The 17,576-nt window shown below is 67.1% G+C and carries 16 protein-coding genes; 12 read left to right on the top strand and 4 right to left on the bottom strand.

The window, feature by feature from the left end:
• Positions 1–24 precede the first annotated feature (24 nt).
• The 4 genes from J2P76_RS01535 to J2P76_RS01520 are packed head-to-tail and all read left to right on the top strand — an operon-like array spanning position 25 to position 4,986.
• Positions 25–903, top strand: a complete 879-nt coding sequence (locus J2P76_RS01535; RefSeq protein ID WP_207404023.1) for a branched-chain amino acid ABC transporter permease — start codon at positions 25–27, stop codon at positions 901–903.
• Positions 900–3,392, top strand: a complete 2,493-nt coding sequence (locus tag J2P76_RS01530; protein ID WP_207404021.1) for a branched-chain amino acid ABC transporter ATP-binding protein/permease — start codon at positions 900–902, stop codon at positions 3,390–3,392. The genes J2P76_RS01535 and J2P76_RS01530 overlap by 4 nt, the downstream gene beginning before the upstream one ends.
• A gap of 39 nt (positions 3,393–3,431) precedes the next feature.
• A complete protein-coding gene (locus tag J2P76_RS01525; protein ID WP_207404019.1) occupies positions 3,432–4,214 on the top strand; it encodes an SDR family oxidoreductase in 783 nt (260 codons plus the stop codon).
• Between the two features lie 16 nt (positions 4,215–4,230).
• On the top strand, positions 4,231–4,986 hold the full coding sequence (locus J2P76_RS01520) for an SDR family NAD(P)-dependent oxidoreductase (protein ID WP_207404017.1): 756 nt from the start codon (positions 4,231–4,233) through the stop codon (positions 4,984–4,986).
• Between the two features lie 44 nt (positions 4,987–5,030).
• Here J2P76_RS01520 and J2P76_RS01515 read toward each other — a convergent pair whose 3' ends face one another.
• Both J2P76_RS01515 and J2P76_RS01510 read right to left on the bottom strand, forming a co-directional pair.
• The gene (locus J2P76_RS01515; RefSeq protein ID WP_207404015.1) at positions 5,031–5,342 is read right to left on the bottom strand and encodes a chaperone modulator CbpM; all 312 of its coding nucleotides are present in this window, start codon (positions 5,340–5,342) and stop codon (positions 5,031–5,033) included.
• A gap of 2 nt (positions 5,343–5,344) precedes the next feature.
• Positions 5,345–6,280 carry a DnaJ C-terminal domain-containing protein gene (locus J2P76_RS01510; protein ID WP_207404013.1) on the bottom strand — a complete coding sequence of 312 codons (936 nt, stop codon included), beginning with the start codon at positions 6,278–6,280 and terminating at the stop codon, positions 5,345–5,347.
• Between the two features lie 380 nt (positions 6,281–6,660).
• Between J2P76_RS01510 and J2P76_RS01505 the strand changes: the two genes are divergently transcribed.
• The 4 genes from J2P76_RS01505 (at position 6,661) to J2P76_RS01490 (ending at position 9,025) form a co-directional block, all read left to right on the top strand.
• Positions 6,661–6,981: a DMT family transporter gene (locus tag J2P76_RS01505; RefSeq protein WP_207404011.1), complete on the top strand. Its 321-nt coding sequence runs from the start codon at positions 6,661–6,663 to the stop codon at positions 6,979–6,981.
• A gap of 52 nt (positions 6,982–7,033) precedes the next feature.
• Positions 7,034–7,423, top strand: coding sequence for a DMT family transporter (locus J2P76_RS01500; protein ID WP_207404008.1), 390 nt, complete (start codon positions 7,034–7,036; stop codon positions 7,421–7,423).
• A gap of 82 nt (positions 7,424–7,505) precedes the next feature.
• On the top strand, positions 7,506–7,916 hold the full coding sequence (locus J2P76_RS01495) for a MarR family winged helix-turn-helix transcriptional regulator (RefSeq protein WP_207404006.1): 411 nt from the start codon (positions 7,506–7,508) through the stop codon (positions 7,914–7,916).
• A gap of 125 nt (positions 7,917–8,041) precedes the next feature.
• The gene (locus J2P76_RS01490; protein WP_207404005.1) at positions 8,042–9,025 is read left to right on the top strand and encodes a Bug family tripartite tricarboxylate transporter substrate binding protein; all 984 of its coding nucleotides are present in this window, start codon (positions 8,042–8,044) and stop codon (positions 9,023–9,025) included.
• Between the two features lie 50 nt (positions 9,026–9,075).
• Here the strand turns inward: J2P76_RS01490 and J2P76_RS01485 are convergent, their stop codons facing one another.
• Positions 9,076–10,056 (bottom strand): Bug family tripartite tricarboxylate transporter substrate binding protein, encoded by a 981-nt coding sequence (locus J2P76_RS01485; RefSeq protein ID WP_207404004.1) that lies wholly within the window; start codon positions 10,054–10,056, stop codon positions 9,076–9,078.
• Between the two features lie 191 nt (positions 10,057–10,247).
• Between J2P76_RS01485 and J2P76_RS01480 the strand changes: the two genes are divergently transcribed.
• The 4 genes from J2P76_RS01480 to J2P76_RS01465 all read left to right on the top strand — a co-directional run bounded on the left by J2P76_RS01480 (position 10,248) and on the right by J2P76_RS01465 (position 16,290).
• Positions 10,248–11,201 carry a LysR family transcriptional regulator gene (locus tag J2P76_RS01480; protein ID WP_242697261.1) on the top strand — a complete coding sequence of 318 codons (954 nt, stop codon included), beginning with the start codon at positions 10,248–10,250 and terminating at the stop codon, positions 11,199–11,201.
• 148 nt (positions 11,202–11,349) lie between these two features.
• Positions 11,350–14,685, top strand: a complete 3,336-nt coding sequence (locus J2P76_RS23785; protein ID WP_207404003.1) for an acetate--CoA ligase family protein — start codon at positions 11,350–11,352, stop codon at positions 14,683–14,685.
• A 67-nt stretch (positions 14,686–14,752) separates the two neighbouring features.
• Positions 14,753–15,205, top strand: coding sequence for an Rrf2 family transcriptional regulator (locus J2P76_RS01470; RefSeq protein ID WP_207404002.1), 453 nt, complete (start codon positions 14,753–14,755; stop codon positions 15,203–15,205).
• 197 nt (positions 15,206–15,402) lie between these two features.
• Entirely contained in the window at positions 15,403–16,290 is an 888-nt protein-coding gene (locus J2P76_RS01465; protein ID WP_207404001.1) for an NAD(P)/FAD-dependent oxidoreductase, read from the top strand.
• Between the two features lie 24 nt (positions 16,291–16,314).
• Here the strand turns inward: J2P76_RS01465 and J2P76_RS01460 are convergent, their stop codons facing one another.
• Positions 16,315–17,502 (bottom strand): MFS transporter, encoded by a 1,188-nt coding sequence (locus tag J2P76_RS01460; protein WP_207404000.1) that lies wholly within the window; start codon positions 17,500–17,502, stop codon positions 16,315–16,317.
• Between the last annotated feature and the right edge of the window lie 74 nt (positions 17,503–17,576).

The raw sequence follows: 17,576 nt of genomic DNA, 5'->3' as shown, positions 1-17,576 counted from the left end.
CCCTGCCCAAGGTAGGGGATCCTGATGCTGGATACTACGCTGCTCGCCTCTCAGCTCATGAACGGGCTGGTGCTGGGTTTTCTTTATGTGCTTATCGCCGTGGGCATGTCGATTATCTTCGGCATGCTGGGACTGGTGAATTTTGCGCACGGCGCTTTCTTTGCGCTGGGCGCCTATCTTGCCTTGAGCCTCAGGCCGTACCTGGGGTTCGGCGGCGCGCTGGTGGCGGCGCCGTTATTGGTGGGCCTGATCAGCCTGCTGGTCGAGCGGACGCTGCTGCGGCCCCTGTACGACAAGGAACCCTTGCTTGGACTGGTGCTGACCTTCGGCCTGGCGCTGTTCATCCAGGAACTGATCCGCACTATCTGGGGCGCCATGGGGCATCCGTTCGACACCCCGGAGGCATTGTCGGGGTTCTTGCACGTGGGCCCGATATTCGTGACCCAGTATCGCCTGGCCGTGCTGGTGATGACGATCGTGATTCTGGCGGCGACCTGGCTTTTCCTGGAAAAAACCCCTTACGGGCGCATTGTGCGCGCGGGTTCGCGCGACCCCGACATGGTGAGCATGCTGGGCATCAACCTGAAGCGCGTGTTCATGTTCATTTTCGGATTGGGCTGCCTGGTGGCCGGGGCCGCGGGCGTGCTTGCGGCGCCGCTGTGGAGCGTGGTGCCGGCGATGGCCGAACAGGCCATCATGCCGGCCTTCGTGGTGGTTGTGATCGGCGGCCTGGGCAGCCTGAGGGGGGCCGTGGTGGCGGGGTTGCTGGTGGGAATCGCGGTGGCGATGACCATTCAGTTCTGGCCCGTTGCGTCCAGTTCGGTGATGTATGTCCTGATGATTATCGTGCTGCTGCTGTTTCCACGGGGCCTGTTCGGCGAACACTGGGAGCGCTTCGAATGAAAAGCCTGCGAAATCCGCTTGCCCAGCCGCTGGTGGTGCTGGCCCTGGTATTCATCGTTCTTCCGGTGTTGATGACGCTGGCCGGCTCTACCATAAGCCTGGCCACGCAGGTGGTGATTTATGCGCTTTACGGCATTGCGTACAACTTGCTATTGGGCTACACGGGCATGGTGTCGTTCGGCTCGTCGATGTTCTTCGGCATGGCCAGCTACGCCAGTGCGCTGTTTTCGCTGCACGTGACCCAGAACGTCGTGCTGGCGCTGATCGTCGGCATGGTTTTCGCGGCGCTGCTGGGCCTGCTGGTCGGCGCGCTGATCCTGCGGCGCAGGGGCTTGTATTTCGCGCTGCTGACGCTGGCCTTCACGCAATTGTTCTTCGAGATCTGCTTTCGCTGGACCAGTTTCACCGGCGGGGAAAACGGCCTGCAGGGGGTGTTGCGCCCAGGGTTGGAAGGTGCCGTGAACTATTACGTTTTCTGCGCCGTCATCGTGCTGGTGTGCGCCTGGCTGCTGCAGCGCATTGTGCATTCGCCGTTCGGCCGCGTCCTGCAGGCGATTCGCGACAATGAAAAGCGCGTGCAATATCTGGGCTACGACCCGTGGGGCTACAAGCTGTGCGCCATTGTTCTGCACGCGGCGTTCATCGGCCTGGGCGGCGGCATGCTGTCGCTGCTGATCCATGGCGCCTATGCCGATAACCTGAACTGGCAGCATGCCGGCGATCCGGTAATGATGACCTTGCTGGGCGGCATCCATCATTTTCTGGGGCCGTTGTGGGGCGCCATTATCTACATCAACCTCAGCGATCAGCTCAGTGCGTACACGGAACACTGGTGGTTGATTTTCGGCGCGTTGATCATTGCCGTGGTGCTGCTGTCGCCGGAAGGCCTGAGCGGATTCTATGCGCGCCTTCGCGGGCATGGGCGGTGGAGCCTGACGTGCACGCCGGCGCCGCAGATGCCTGCCAGCGTGGTGGACCCGTTCGCCGTCAAAGGCCGGGCCGAGCGCCATACGATTCTGGAAGTCTCCCACCTGAGCAAGCGTTTCGGCCATGTGGTGACCGCCGACGATATCAGCCTGACGGTCAGCGCGGGCAGCGTCCATAGCCTGATCGGCCCCAACGGCGCGGGCAAGACGACGCTGTTCAACATGCTGACCGGCCTTATCCCGCACGATGCCGGCAGCATCAAATTCAATGGCAGGGAAATCAGCAAGCTGAAGATCCACGAACGCACCCGCCTGGGCATGTCGCGGTCGTTCCAGGTGGTAAGCCTGCCGGAGAACCTGACCGTGCTGGAGGCGGTGCGGGTGGCGGCCCAGGCCGAGTCGCCACAGCACGCGTCGCTGTGGCGCAACGCCTATGATCTGCCCGAGCCGCTGGAACGCGCCTGGGGGCTGCTCAAGGCAGTGGGGCTGGAAGAAAAAGCGGGAGAAGTGATCGCCAATCTGCCGCATGGCGAGCAGCGGCTGCTGGATATCGCGGTCACCATGGCGACCAGCGCCGAATTGCTGCTGCTCGACGAGCCGCTGGCCGGGCTGGCCGACGTCGACCGTGAGCGCATCGGCGCGCTGATCCGCCGCCTTGCGGGGCACTACACGATTTTTCTCATCGAGCACGACATCGACCGGGTGATTTCGCTGTCGGACCGCATAACCGTGCTGCACCAGGGGCGCCTGATTGCCGACGGCGACCCCGATGCCGTGGTCAGCAATGCCGAAGTGGTGAAGGCGTATCTGGGCGAAACAAGCGAAGCGGCGGCCGCCGTGCCCGTTGCGCGGCAGCCGGCCGCGGCGGATCGCGCGCCCGTGCTGAGCCTGCGGAACGTGGATTCGGGCTATGACGGCAGCAGCGTGCTGGATGGCCTGTCGCTGGAAGTGCGCGAAGGAGAGGCGGTGGCGCTGCTGGGGCGCAACGGCGTGGGCAAGACCACCACCTTGTACACCATCATGGGGCTGCTGGCGGCCAGCAAGGGCCAGCTGCATTTCAAGGGATCGGAAATTACCGGCCAGGCGCCTAACCAGATCAACCGCCAGGGAATCGCCATCGTGCCCCAGGGGCGCCGGGTGTTTCCCAACCTGAGTATCCTGGACAACCTGCTGATTGCCCGCCGGCCGGGCGGATGGAGCCCGGACCAGGTGTTTGAACTGTTTCCGAAACTGGGCACCCTGCAGTCGTCTCTGGGCGGCAATCTCAGCGGAGGCGAGCAGCAGATGCTGGCCATTGCCCGCGCCCTGATGGCGCCGGCCGATCTCATCCTGCTCGACGAGCCGTTCGAGGGGCTGGCGCCCGCCATTGTTACCGAAGTGCTGGAAGCGGTGATTCAACTGCGCGAGCGGGCCAGCATCTTGCTGGTAGAGCAGCGGATCGACCTGGCCCTGCAGGTGGTCGACCGCGCCTACATCATGGTGAACGGGCGGGTTGCCTACGAGGGCACTGCCGGCGATCTGCAGCAGAACAAGGCGCTGCAGGTCAAGCTGCTGGGCGTATGAGACAGAGATTGTGAGCAGTCAATTTGAGTAGAGGATGCCATGTTTGACGAAACGAGTATGCGCGGCCGCAAGGTGCTGATCACGGCGGGCGCCAGCGGCCTGGGCCTGGAGATGGCCAAGGTGTTCACGGCGGCCGGCGCCTCGGTGCTGGTGTGCGACCTGGACGAGAAAACCCTGGAACAGGCGTCGCAGGCCGTGCCGGGGCTGCTCACGACCGTGGCCGACGTATCCGACGAAGCCAGCGTGGCCGGGCTGTTCGACCAGGTCCAGGCGCGGCTCAGGGGGCTGGATGTGCTGGTCAACAATGCCGGCATCGCGGGGCCCACCGGGTATGTGGAAACCCTGAGCAAAGGCGACTGGGACAGGACGCTGGCCGTCAACATCACCGGGCAGTTCCTTTGCGCGCGCCTGGCGGTGCCGCTGCTCAAGCAATCGAAGGCGGGGGCCATGATCAACCTGTCTTCGGCGGCGGGGCACCTGGGCTTTGCGGGGCGTTCCGCCTATTCGGCATCGAAGTGGGCGGTGGTGGGCTTTACCAAGACGCTGGCCATCGAGCTGGGCCAGTTCGGCGTTCGCGTCAACGCCATCCTGCCAGGGGCGGTGGAAGGACCGCGTATCCGCGCGGTGATTGCCGCCAAGGCGCGGACGCTGAACTTGCCGGAGGCAGAAGTCGGGCGCGCCTACGAGAATCAGTCGGCGATGGGGCGCATGGTGTCGGCGCGGGATATCGCCAACATGGCGCTGTTTGCCGCGAGCGACGCGGCCGCCAGCGTCAACGGGCAGGCCCTGGTGGTCGACGGCCTGACGCAGGCCCTGATCTGAGCCGCGGAGGCGCCACTTGTTCGAGCTGACCGGCCAGGTTGCCCTGGTAACTGGATCTTCGCGCGGCATAGGCTACGAGGCGGCAAAAGCCTTGAGCCGGCAGGGCGCCACGGTGGTGCTCAACGGCCGTGATGCCGCCGGCCTGCAAGCGGCCGCCGATGCCTTGCGGCAGGACGGTGGCGATGTGCATACGGCGGTTTTCGATGTGGCCGATGTGGACGTGGCCCGAGCCGCCGTCGACGCGCTGCTGCAGTCGCTGGGAAGCATCGACATTTTCTTTGCCAATGCGGGCGTGCAGCACCGAGAGCCGCTGGCCAGCTATGCGCTGGCCGACTTCGAACGCATAGTCTTCACCAATCTGACGGCGCAGTGGGCGCTGGGCCGCCACCTTGCCGCCGCAATGGCATCCCGGGGCCACGGCCGGATCATTTTCACCGGCTCGATAACCGCCTTGCAGGGCCGCAGGGACATCACGGCCTATACGGCCGCCAAGGCCGCGCTGCACGGGATCGTTCGGCAATGGGCCGCGGAACTGGCGGATTCGGGCGTGACGGTCAATGCGGTGGCCCCCGGGTACATCCGCACCGAACTGACGCAGGCACTGTGGGAAGACGAGCAGTTCAATAGCTGGCTGAAAGACCGGGTGCCGCAGAAACGCTGGGGATCGCCGCAAGACGTGGCGGCGGCCGTTGTGTACCTGGCGGCGCGGGAATCCGGGTTCGTGACGGGCCAGGTGCTGGCCGTCGACGGGGGCACGACGGCGGTGCTTTAAGCAAGCGCTGGCCGATGGCGCCCCGCTGAACGGCTTTCGTCGCGCTACGCGCCCAGCGCCCGTAGCTGTGCCCGCAGCTGCCGGACTTCCTGGCTAAGGTCCAGGATCAGGGCGGCGGCGTCCAGGCAGGCGTCGAAGTCGCGTTCGAGCCGGCGGGTCTCCAGCGCGCGCTGCAGGTCGCCGCTGTGAAAGCGCCAGTCGGCCGGTTGCGGGCCCGCCGCTTCGATAATGCCTACTTCCACCAGTTGCACGACCCAGTCCACCTCTGTGCCGCAGGCCTGCGCGAGGTCTTGCGCGCTAAGGGATTGTGCCGTGTCCGCGAACGTGCCGCTGGCAGCGATGACGATGGTTTTCATGATCACACCTCCATGTCGGGCCGGGGGTTGAAGGGCAGGTCTTGCTGCATTTTGCGGTAGGCGGCCCGCGCGGCCTCGGTATCGGCCGGCGGCAGCACCAGTTCAAGCACCAGGTACAGGTCTCCGGGCGGATTGCCGGGAATGCCCCGGCCGCGCAGCCGCAGTTTGCGGCCGTTGCCGGAGCCCGGCGGGATGGTGACTTCCACGGTGCCGCCCGGGGTGGGAGCGTTGACGCTGGCGCCCAGCGCCGCTTCCCAGGGCGCCACGGGCAGCGTCATGCTGAGATCGCGCCCATCGACGCGGTAGCGCGGGTGGGGCTTGAAGCGCACTTCCAGGTACAGGTCGCCGTTGTCGCCGCCGCCATGGCCGGGCATGCCCTGGCCGGCCAGGCGGATGTACTGGCCTTCGCGCACGCCCGCGGGAATGCGCACGCTGAGCGTGCGGGTCTGCATTTGCGGATGCCCCTGGTCGTCCAGGTGCACGGCACGCAGGCTGACGTCGCGCGTGGCGCCCTTGAGAGCGTCTTCGAGGTCGATTTCGATGGCGGCGTGGTGGTCTTCACCGCGGGCCCGGAAGTCTGGCCGGGCCGCGCGCTGCGCGCGGTTGCCGAACAGCGACGAGAAAAACTCGCTGAACTGGGCTTCTTCGCCCGGGGTGGCCGTGCGGTGGAATTCGAAGCCCTCGTCCCAGCCGGGGGGCGGCTGGAATGATCCGTCGGGTGCGGCGCCGCTGGCCAGCTTGTCGTAGGCCTGGCGTTTTTCCGCGTCGCGCAATACGTCGTAGGCCTCGTTGACGTCGCGCATGCGCGCTTCGGCGTCGTTTTCTTTGCTGACATCCGGATGGTATTTGCGGGCAAGCTTGCGGTAGGCGCGCTTGATGTCGTCATCCGAGGCGTCCTGCTTGACGCCCAGCGTCTGGTAGTAGTCCTTGAATTCCATCCATCTCTCCACTCGTCTTCAAAGATGGGGCGCTGCTTCCAGGCCAGCGCGCCAGCGCCAGCCGGAATCGCCACGCCCGGCATGGCGGGCCGCGCAGTGCCGGGCTGCTTCCATCATAGCGCCGGCAAGCATCACGGAACGGCGCGGCCGTTGCCCCCCGAGGGGAGAGCCCGGAACTGGCGCGGCACGCGAAAGACGGCCAGACCGCAGCCATTGCGGATCCGGCGTTGAAGTACATGCATATGCAAATAAATTGACGAACCTGGTTTTCCTTATTAATATGCATGCACATGCAAATAAATAAACATGTATGAACACTGCGTTCAACCCCTACACCCGGCCCGCTTGCGCGGGCGAATTGACGACAGGAAACCTGAATCATGAACTGGCTTTATCTGGGCGTTGCCGTGATCTTCGAGATCGCGGTCGCCATTTCCGCAGGCAATGCAAAGGGATTCACGCGGCTCTGGTGGACGGTTGCCACCCTGGTCAGCGGCGCGATCGCCACTTTCTTCCTCAGCCTGGCGCTGCTGACCTTCGATGTGGGCGTGGGCTATGCGATCTGGACCTCGGTGGCCGGCGTCGGGATCGTGATACTGGGGGCTTTGTTCTTTGGCCAGCGCCTCGACTGGAAGAAATCCCTGGGCATTTTCCTGGTCATCGGCGGCGTGGTCGGCCTGCGGCTGAGCGGCGCGGCTTGATGCCGGTTGCTGCCGTATTCAAATTTCACGATTTTCAAGCAAGGAGTTCGACATGACGAAACCCAACCAAACCAGCCAGGGCCGTGGGCGCGCATGGGCGATGCTGCTGCTGGCCGGGGCTTTCGAAATCGGCTACGCGCTCAGCGTATCGGGCAGCAGGGCGTTCACGGTGCCAGGCTGGTCCGTTTCAGCGGCGGTGTTCTTCCTGCTGACGCTGTATGCCCTTAGCGTTGCCCTGCGGTCTATCGACGTGGGCATCGGCTACGCGGCGTGGGCGGGCATTGGCTCGGTTGGGGCGGCGGTGTTCGGCAGCGTGCTGTTCGACCAGCCGCTGACGCTGGTGCAGGCAGGCTGGCTGGCGGTGATCATTGCCGGCGTGGTGTGGCTGAAGCTGGCCGACAGTGCCAGGCTGAACGCCGGCCCGCGCGCTGAACAGGCCTGAGCCGGTGTGGGCCCGGGCACTTGCATGGGCATGCATATGAGAAAATAGGCTGCCCATGGTTTCCCAGGAGTGCCGGCCCGTTATGTCGAAAAAAAGCGATGCATGGCTCAAGCTGATCCAGGTCACGGCCCATGTCGAGGCCGACCTGGGCAGGATGCTGCAGGCGGGGCACGGGCTGGGCCTGTCGGAATACCGTGCGCTGGAAATCCTGGCCCGCTCGCCGGATTCCGAACTGCGCATGCAGGAACTGGCCGCCCATCTGCGCCTGAACCAGAGCTCGGTCTCGCGCATGGTCGAGCGCCTGGAGCGCGGGGGTTTCACCGTGCGCGACCTGTGCCCGGACGACAAGCGCGGGGTGTACACCGTGCTGACCGAAAAGGGGCGGGCGCACCTGGAAAGCGCCCAGTCCGGCTACGAGCAGGCGCTGGATGCCGCGTTGAAGGAACATGGCGGCGACAAGCTGCTGGCCGCGCAGGGCCGCAAGGCCCGATAGGCGGCGCCAGGGCGCAGGGCGCGCGTACGTGCGTGTTTTTGGGCCCAAACAAACCAGGCGCCACGAATTGGTGGTTTACTTGTGATCCTCCGATGGAGGAGAAAATCATGAGGAGAAACCAGACAATGAAAAAACGCCAATTCCTGCTGTCGTGCCTGGGCACGCTCGCGCTGTCGCTGGCGCCCGCCGCGGGCCAGGCCCAGGGCCAGGCTTTCCCGCCATTCAAGACCGCCACCATCGTGGTGGGTTTCGCGGCCGGCGGCGCATCCGACGCCGCCGCCCGCATCATCGCCAAGAAGCTCACCGATGACCTGGGCATTAGTGTGGTCGTCGAGAACAAGCCGGGCGCCGGCGGCAATATCGCCCATCAGTACGCCGCCCACCAGGGCCCCACCGATGGCAGCACCATCCTGTTCGGGTCGGTGGGCCCGCTGGCCATTGCGCCGCATCTCATGTCCCTGCCGTACGATCCCGTCAAGGACCTGGCCCCCATCACCATGGCGGTGAATTTCCCCAATGTGCTGGTGGTCAACAGCAGCCTGCCCATCAAGACCTTCGCCCAATTCATCGAGTACGCCAAGGCCAACCCCGGCAAGATCGATTTCGCGTCCACCGGGCACGGCTCGGCCTCGCACATGGCGGGCGAACTGCTTATCGACATGGCCAAGGTGGATATCGTGCATATCCCCTACAAGGGCGGCGCGCCGGCCTTCCAGGACTTGATGGGCGGCCGGGTGGCGTCGTATTTCTCTACCCTGAACACGGCGCAGCCGGGCATCGACGCCGGCAAGCTGGTGCCGCTGGCCACCACCGGCCTCAAGCGCATGGCCGCCTTGCCCGACCTGCCCACCATCGCCGAAACCTACCCGGGCTACAACGCCACCAATTGGTATGCCTTCGTGGCGTCGTCCAAGGTGCCCGCGCCCATCCTCGACGGCTGGAATGCCGCGCTGGTCAAGGTGCTGAAATCGCCCGAGGTGGTGGCCGCCCTCGAGAAGCACGGCCTGCCGCCGGCGCCGGGCTCCCGCCAAGAGCTTGCCGACGACATCGCCCGCGACTCGGCTTTGTGGGCCCGCGTCATCCAGGATCGCAAGATCAAGCTGGAATAACTGCCTTCCGGCCGGCAATAAAGCCGGCGTGCCGCCGGCCCGCACCCCGCTCAGCCGCCCCGGATGCCCGCCTTCTGGATGACATCGGTCCACTTGGCCATTTCGGCGTCGATGAACTGGCCGAAGGCGGCGGCATTGCCCGGGTGCGGCTCCATGCCCTGGGCCAGGAAGCGTTTGCGGATGTCGGCATCGGCCAGCGCGCGGTTGATTTCCGCATCCAGCCGGTGGGTGATGGCGGCGGGCACGCCGGCCGGCACCATGAATCCGTACCAGCCCGATGCGACCACGTTGGGCAGCCCCTGGCTGCGCAAGGTGGGGGCCTGCGGATAGATCTCGCTTTGCGCGGCCGATGCCACCCCCAGCACGCGCAGCTTGCCGCTTTGTATGTGCGGCAGGGCGGCGGTAATGGCGGTAAGCGTGGCGTCGATGCGGCCGGCCAGCAGGTCGGTGTAGGCCATGACGTCGCCGCGGTACTGCACCGTCAGGCCTTTTACGTGGGCGTCGCGCAGGAACAGTTCCGCCGCCAGGTGCGGCAGCGAGCCGTTGCCGGGTGAACCGAAGGTCAGGCCGTTGGCCTGCGATTTGCCGTAGGCGATCAGTTCTTGCGCCGTCTTGGCCGGAGACTGCGCATTGACCACCAGGAACAGCGGAACCGTGGCGACCATGGCCACCGGCTGCAGGTCTTTTTTGGGGTCATAGCCCAGCTTGCCGTACAGGGCCTGCAGTGTGGAATAGGGCGCGGCGGCGTACAGGATGGTGTAGCCGTCGGCCGCGGCGTGGGCCACGAATTCGTTGGCCACCCGGGTGCCCGCGCCGGCCTTGTTTTCGACCACGAAGGGCTGGCCCAGGCGTTTGGCCAGATATTCCGCGAGCAGCCGCGCCGACAGGTCGCTGGGGCCGCCGGCCCCGTACGGCGCAATGATCTTCGCGGTGCGGGCCGGCCAGGCTTCTTGCGCGAACACGCGCGGCGCGGCGCCCGCGCAGGCGGCCGCGGCGGCGGCGCTCAACAGCGTCCTTCGGCTCATCTTCATGTCTGTCTCCTGGATGTTCGAATAGGAATAAGGAGTGTCCGCCGGATGTCCGCAAGAAGCCGGGCCTGCGCGAACCTCGAGAGGCGATGATAGGGGGCGGATTCTATTAGGACAATTTTCAATTTATTGATAACTTAAAGGCCAGGGTTATAAGTCGATTTTCACTTTCCAGTCACGGCAAAGGACATCCCATGGCATTCGAAGTCACGCTGCGGCAGTTGCGGGCGTTTATCACGGTATTGGAATGCGGCAGTTTTTCCGTGGCGGCCGACACCATGCATTTGTCGCAGGCGGCCTTGAGCGGCCTGGTCAAGGAACTGGAAAGCCGGCTGGGCGTGCGCTTGCTGGACCGCAATACGCGCAGCGTCGGCGCGTCGGTGGTCGGCGCGGCATTCGAGCCCATGGTGCGCCGCGTATTGGCCGACCTGGACGAAGCCCTGGAAAGCGTAACCAATCTGAAAGAGCTGCGCCGCGGGCTGGTGCGCGTGGCCGCGCCCGAGACGCTGTCGTGCACGCTGCTGCCGGAATTGATCGCCGGTTACGGGGCGCGCCATCCGGGCGTGGACATCCGTTTTGATGATGTGCCCATCGAGCAGGTGCTGGCCAACCTGCACAATGGCAGCGCGGATATCGGCTTCGGCCCGGCCGGCGTGCTGGCCGATGACGCGGTGCAGGCGCACCTGATCCGCATCGACCCCCTGTGGGCCGCGCTGCGCCCCGATGATCCCCTGGCGGCCGGTGACTCGGTCAGCTGGAAAGAACTGCGCGAGCGGCCGCTGATCAACTACATGCCCAACCTGGCGCTGAATGTGCTGAGCAATGTGCCGTCGCGGCATCACCCCGAGCAGGTCGTGCCCGTGCATCGGGTCAATACGGCGCTGTCGCTGCTGCGCGTCAGGCCGGGCTATGTGATCTGCCCGTCGATGGCGCGATCGCTGGTCGAGGGTTTCGGGCTGGTCTTCCTGCCGCTGCGCCAGCCCGCCGTGAGCTGGCGGATTGCGCTGTTTGCCCGTGCCCGGCCGTCGCTGTCGCCCGCGGTGGAAAGCTTTCTGGACTATGCGCTGGAAAGCGCGCAGGGCACTGGCGATGAAGACGCGCCGCGTTCACGCCGAGCCCCCGCGCGCGCCGCGCGGGCCGGAAGATAAATAAGATCAGATTATAAAAACTTCAGAATTCTCGTCTTGTCCGATAAAAAGCGGGCGCGTATCTTAGGCGGCCAGCCTCGGGCATTTGCAGTGCGCGGATGCCGCCTGCGGATTGCAGAGGCTTTTCCCGACTGTCATCCGGCCGCCCATGACCCTGCCAGACTTAGATTCTTTCCTGTCGCCGCGTTCCATCGCCATTGTCGGCGCGTCGACCCATGCCGGCAAAGTCGGCGCCGTGCCGCTGCGGTACCTGATCGAGCAGGGCTATCGCGGCGAGGTGTATCCCATCAATGCCGGGGCGCGGCAGGTGCAGGGCCGCCCCGCTTGCGCGTCGTTGCGCGCCGTGGGCAGGCCGATCGACCTGGCGATTTTCGCTATTCCCGCATCGGCGGCGGATACCGCGCTGGATGATGCGATCGCGGCGGGGGTGCGCAACATTGTCATGTTTTCCGCCGGGTTCGCCGAGCTGGGAGAGCAGGGCGATGCGGCGCAGCGCGCGTTCGCCGCAAAGGCCCGCGCCGCGGGCATCCGGGTGCTTGGGCCCAATTGCCTGGGCTTCATGAATGTGGCGCGGTCGGTGTACGCCACGTTCTCGCCAGTGGTGTCGACCGGCCTGGTCGAGGCCGGCCAGGTCGGCCTGGTCAGCCAGAGCGGCGCGTTCGGCGCGTATGCCTACGCCATGGCGCGCGAGCGCGGCGTCGGCCTTTCCATGTGGGTGACGACAGGCAATGAGTCGGACATCGACGTGGCCGACTGTATTGCGTGGATGGCGCGCGACCCGGCCACGCGGGTGATCATGGCCTACCTGGAGGGATGCCGCGACGGCGGCAAGCTGAGGCAGGCGCTGGATCTGGCGCGCGCGGCGGACAAGCCGGTGGTGGTGGTGAAGGTGGGCCGCACGGCGCTGGGCGCCCGGGCGGCCGCGTCGCATACCGCGGCGCTGGCCGGCGACGACGCGGTCTACCAGGCGCTGTTTCGCCAGCATGGCGCCTGGCGGGCGCGCAGTATCGAGGAATTTTTCGACATCGCCCATTGCCTGGCGGTGTCCGGCCAGCCGGCCAATGCCCGCGTGGGCCTGCTGACCGTGTCGGGCGGGGTGGGCGTGATGATGGCCGACGATGCCGCCGAGGCGGGGCTGGACGTGGCCGAGCTGCCGGCGGCCGCGCAAGAAATCATCCGGGCGCGCGTGCCGTTTGCCGCGACGCAGAACCCGGTGGATCTGACCGGGCAGGTAACGGCGGATCCGTCGCTGCTCGAGATGGCGGCTCGCGCCATGCTGGGGCAGGGCGGCTACGGCAGCCTGCTGATCTTCCTGGCGGCGTTCGGCAGCACGCCGGCCATGCAGGCCATGCAGCAGCAATTGGCGCGGGACTTGCGGCAGGCGTTTCCGGGGCGCCTGCTGATGTTCAGCGCCCTGGCCGATCCGGCGCAGCAGCGCGCGCTCGAGGCGCAGGGATGCCTGTGCTATGGCGACCCGGCCAGGGCCATCCGCGTGCTGGCCGCCATGGCGTTCTTTCACGCACAGCGGCGGCGGCCCGGGCCCGCCGTCGCCGGCCCGCCGGTGGTGCTGCGGCCTGGCCCGTACAGCGAGGCCGATGCCATGCGGGTGCTGCGCGAACACGGCATGCCGGTGGTGCCGGCGCGCCACGCCCAGTCCCGCGAGCAGGCAATAGAGCAGGCGCGCGAATTGGGCTTTCCGGTGGCCATGAAAATCGTGTCGGCCGATATCACGCACAAGAGCGACGTGGGCGGCGTGGTGCTGGACATCCGCGACGAGAACGTGGCCAGGGAGGCTTACGACCGCATCCTGGCGGCGGTGGCCAAGGCGGCGCCGCGCGCGCGGATCCAGGGCGTGCTGGTCGCGCCCATGGTGCGTGGCGGTGTGGAGTGCATCCTGGGCGTGCGCCGCGACCCCGTGCTGGGGCCTGTCGTGATGGTGGGCGCCGGAGGCGTGAACGTCGAGCTGCTGGGAGATGTGGCGTTGCGGCTGGCGCCGGTGGATATCGAGCAGGCGCGCGAGATGATCGGCGAATTGCGGATCGCCCCGCTGTTCGGCGGTTTTCGCGGCGCGCCGGCGGCCGATGCGGCGGCGCTGGCCGAGGCCATTGTGCGGCTGTCCCGATTTGCCGCGGCGGCCGGCGACACGCTCGACTCGGTAGAGCTGAACCCGCTGGTGGTGCTGCCGGAAGGCCGGGGGGCATGCGCGCTGGATGCCGTGCTGCTGACGCGGGCCGCGTCCCTGGCGCCGCCCGCCGCCCGGCAGGCGGTGATTGCCACTTTGCCGCTGTTCGAGATGGCGCGCATGCGCGCTTCGAATACCGCGCGCAGGCATGCCGCGGCGGGCTTCGCCGGCGACAGCCCGGCTTCGAGAATGCGCTGGGTGAACCAGTTCACCCATACCCGCCGGCTGCGCGGCCCGGACGACAAAGAAGTGGTGACACCGAACAATGACACCCTGTTCACCAATGCGTGGCTGGACCTGTCGGCGGGGCCGCTGGTGATCGAGGTGCCGGAGATGGGGTCGCGCTACTGGGTGCTGGGCTTTCTTGATGCGTGGACGAATCCATGGGCCTATGCCGGGCGCCGCACCACGGGCGGCCAGGCGCAGCGCCTGTTCGTGCATGGCCCCGGCTGGCGGGGCGCGGCGCCTGCGGGCATGCACCGCATCAGCGCGCCCAGCGACGACGTGTGGGTGATCGGCCGCATTCTGGTGGATGCCGATCCGGCCGACCTGGCGCAGGTGCATGCGCTGCAGGATCACTTCGCCATTTGCCGGCCGGATGGGACGCCGGCGTTGGCGCGCATGGATGTGCTGCTGGACAACCGCGATACCGGCGTGCCCGAGGCCGGCGAATACCTGCGCGTGCTGGACGCCATGCTGGAACGCAATCCCCCGGCCGAGCCTCTGCCGGCCTGGCCGCCGGCGCAGGCGGACTTGCAGGCGGCGCTGGCCGACGTCTATACCGAGTTGCGCGAGGTGGCGCAGCCGTCCGAACTGGGCGGCGGCTGGACCACCGCGGTGGCCGTGCGCACCAGCTTCGGCAGCGATTTCCTGACGCGCGCGCGCGTGGCGCGCAACTGGATCGGCACGCTGGGTATCGACGAGGCCATGTACATCATGGCTGAAGTCGATGCGGACGGCGCGCCGTTGACCGGCGCGCGGCGCTATGTGCTGCGCTTTCCGCCGCAGGGCGGGCCGCGGGTGGGCGCGTTCTGGTCGATTACCCTGTACCGCCGCAGCGACTGCCTGCTGGCCGCCAACCCCATCGGCCGGCACTCCATCGGCGATCGCACGCCGGGCCTGCAGTACGACGAAGACGGCGGCTTGAGCATCTCGATCCAGGCCGAAGACCCCGGGCCCGCAAAGAACTGGCTGCCGGCGCCGGCCGGTGCGGGGTTCTACCTGACGTTGCGGCTGTACCAGCCGCAGCAGGCCCACCTGGAAGGCAGGTTCGACTATCCCCCGGTGCGGCGCGCGGACTGAGCCGGCGCGGATATGGCCGATAATGCGGGGTGACCGACAATCGTGGCCCCGGCCCTGATGCGCACCCATGAGAACCGATAGCCGCCTTTCCCGCATGCTGCACGTGCTGCTGCACATGGCCCGCGCCGACCAGCCCATGACGTCGGAGCAGATCGCGCGCATGCTGGGCACGAACGCTGCGGTCGTGCGCCGCACCATGGCTGGCTTGCGCAAGGCGGGCTATGTGCAATCCGACAAGGGGCATCATGGCGGCTGGCGCCTGGCTTGCGGGCTGGACCGCATTACGCTGCTCGATGTGCACCACGCGGTGGGCGGCCCGCGCATTTTCGCCATCGGCGCCGACCGCGACAACCCCGACTGCGCCGTCGAGCGCGTGGTCAATGCGGCCATCGCCGATGCCTTGCAGCAGGCCGAGGCTCTGCTGGTGCAGCGGCTGGGCGCGGTCAGCCTGGCCGACCTGGCGGGGCAGTTCGACGCGCTGTGCCGGGCGGCTCCGGCGGCTGCGCGTCAGCGCCATTAGGGGGCTGCGGCCGCTTCCGCGGTTTGAGTTCTGGCCCCGTCCCGCGTCGTCCGGCCGGGCGGCGCGGGACTGCGACGTGAATTTGAACCGCTGTGTCGCGCTTGTGTCGGCAGGCATCTGAGCAAGCCGCCTTTCTTCGCGTTTTAATGTATCATTAAAAGATACGTGAAATCGCAACCGACCGGATGGAGGTATGGATGGACTATGACGTGATCATTATTGGCGGCAGCTACGCCGGCCTGTCGGCCGGCCTGCAATTGGCGCGCGCGCGGCGCAAGGTGCTGGTGATCGACGCGGGGCAGCGCCGCAACCGCTATGCGGCGCATTCGCACGGCTTCCTGACGCAGGACGGCAAGCCGCCCGCACAGATTGCCTCCGAAGGGCGCGCGCAGCTGATGCGCTACGCGACAGTGCAATGGCTGGACGGCCTGGCCGCCCAGGCCCGGCCGGTGGCCGGCGGCTTTCAGGTAGTGCTGCAGCAGGGAACGGTGCATACCGCGCAGCGCCTGATCCTGGCCGCGGGCGTGGAAGACGAGCTGCCGGATCTGCCCGGGCTGGCGCAGCGCTGGGGCAGGCATGTGTTCCATTGCCCTTATTGCCACGGCTATGAGCTGCAGCAGGGGCCTATCGGCGCGCTGGCGGTGTCGGCGATATCGCTGCACCAGGCGCTGATGCTGCCCGACTGGGGTCCGACCACTTTGTTCCTGAACGGCGCTTTCGAGCCGGATGCCGAACAGCAGACGCAGCTGCGGGCCCGGGATGTGCGGGTCGAGCCGGGCGCGGTGGCGCGGCTGGACGGCGCGGCCGTCGATGTGGTCATGCAGGACGGCCGCGTATTTGCCTTGGCGGGCCTGTTCGTGGCCACGCGCGTGCGCCCCGGCGTGCTGGCCGCGCAACTGGGATGCGAGCTGGAAGAGGGGCCGCTGGGGCCCTATGTGAAGGCCGACCCCGTCCGGGCGACCAGCGTGCCCGGCGTATTCGCATGCGGCGACCTGGCGCGGCCGGCGGGATCGGTGGCGCTGGCGGTGGGCGATGGCGCCATGGCGGGCGCCGCCGCGCACCGCTCGCTGATGTTCGGGCTGTGACGCCGCGCCGCGGCGCGATGCCGGCTACGCGAAGGCGCGCGGGCGCACGTACCGGTATTGGATCGCCGCGGCCAGGCCCAGGGCCAGGACCAACAGGCCGCAGGCGGCCAGCACATTGGCGTGCAGTCCATAGCGGTCGACCACATTGCCGCCCATGAACGAGCCGGCGGCAATAGCCGAATTGAAGGCGGTTACCGACCAGGCGGTGGCGGACTCCAGGGTCTTGGGAGCCGCCTTCATGGTCCAGGTCATCACGGATACGGACACGCCGCCATAGGCCAGCCCCCAGAGTCCCAGCACCAGTGCGCCGGACCAGGCGCCGCCCGCGGTGGCGAACAGCAGCAGCAGGGTTCCCGCCAGGCCCGCCGCGATCGCGATCAGGGTCCAGCCCACGCGGCGGGCGGCATTCAGGCCCGCGATGAAATTGCCGATGATGCCGGCCGTGCCGTAGACGAACAGCAGCACGCCGATCCATTCCGCCTGGAAGCCCGATACGGACAGCAGCCAGGGACGCACGAACGTGAACGCCATGAAATGGCCGGCCACCAGCAGCATCGTCAGGATCAGCCCCAGCCGCAGCCCCTGGTTGGACAAGGCATCGCGCAGGCTGCGCAGCGACACGGATTGGCCGACGGGCAGCGGCGGCATCGACCACCAGTGCAGCGCCAGCACCAGGGCGGCAAGCATGGCCATGCTGCCGAACGCCATGCGCCAGCCGGCCAGGTCGCCGATCAGCGCGCCCAGGGGCACGCCCAGCACCGACGCGGCCGCCACGCCGCCGAAAATGATGGAAGTGGCCAGGCCGACCGAAGCGGCCGGCACCAGCCGCACCGCCAGGCTGCCGGAGATGGCCCAGATGCCGCCCATGCACAGCCCCACCAGCACGCGGGCGGCAAGCAGCCAGGCGATATCGGGCGCCAGGGCGGTGGCGAGGTTGGCGCCGATCAGCATCAGGAACAGCACCGACAGGATATGGCGCCGGTCGATGCGGCCCGCGGCAACGACCACCACGGGGGCGGACAGCGCGGCCAGCAGGGCCGGCACCGTCAATAGCAGCCCGGTCGTGCCGGTGGACGCGCCGACGGTCTCGGCGATGGATGTCAGCAGCCCGACCGGCAGCATTTCGGTGGTGACTACCGCGAACGTGGCCAGCCCGCCGCAGGCGACAGCCAGCCAGGGGCGTGGGGAATGCGAGATGTGGCGATCGGTCATGGCGGGCAAGGGCGGCGGATTACCTGCGGGGCGCAGGTGATGCATAATATGGACATACGTTGCGTATGTCAATT

This window comes from Bordetella petrii (genome assembly GCF_017356245.1).
In the GTDB taxonomy this organism is placed as follows: Bacteria; Pseudomonadota; Gammaproteobacteria; order Burkholderiales; family Burkholderiaceae_B; genus Bordetella_A; species Bordetella_A petrii_D.
The sequence above is the reverse complement of the archived record's forward strand: the minus strand, read 5'-3'. Positions and strand labels throughout refer to the sequence as shown.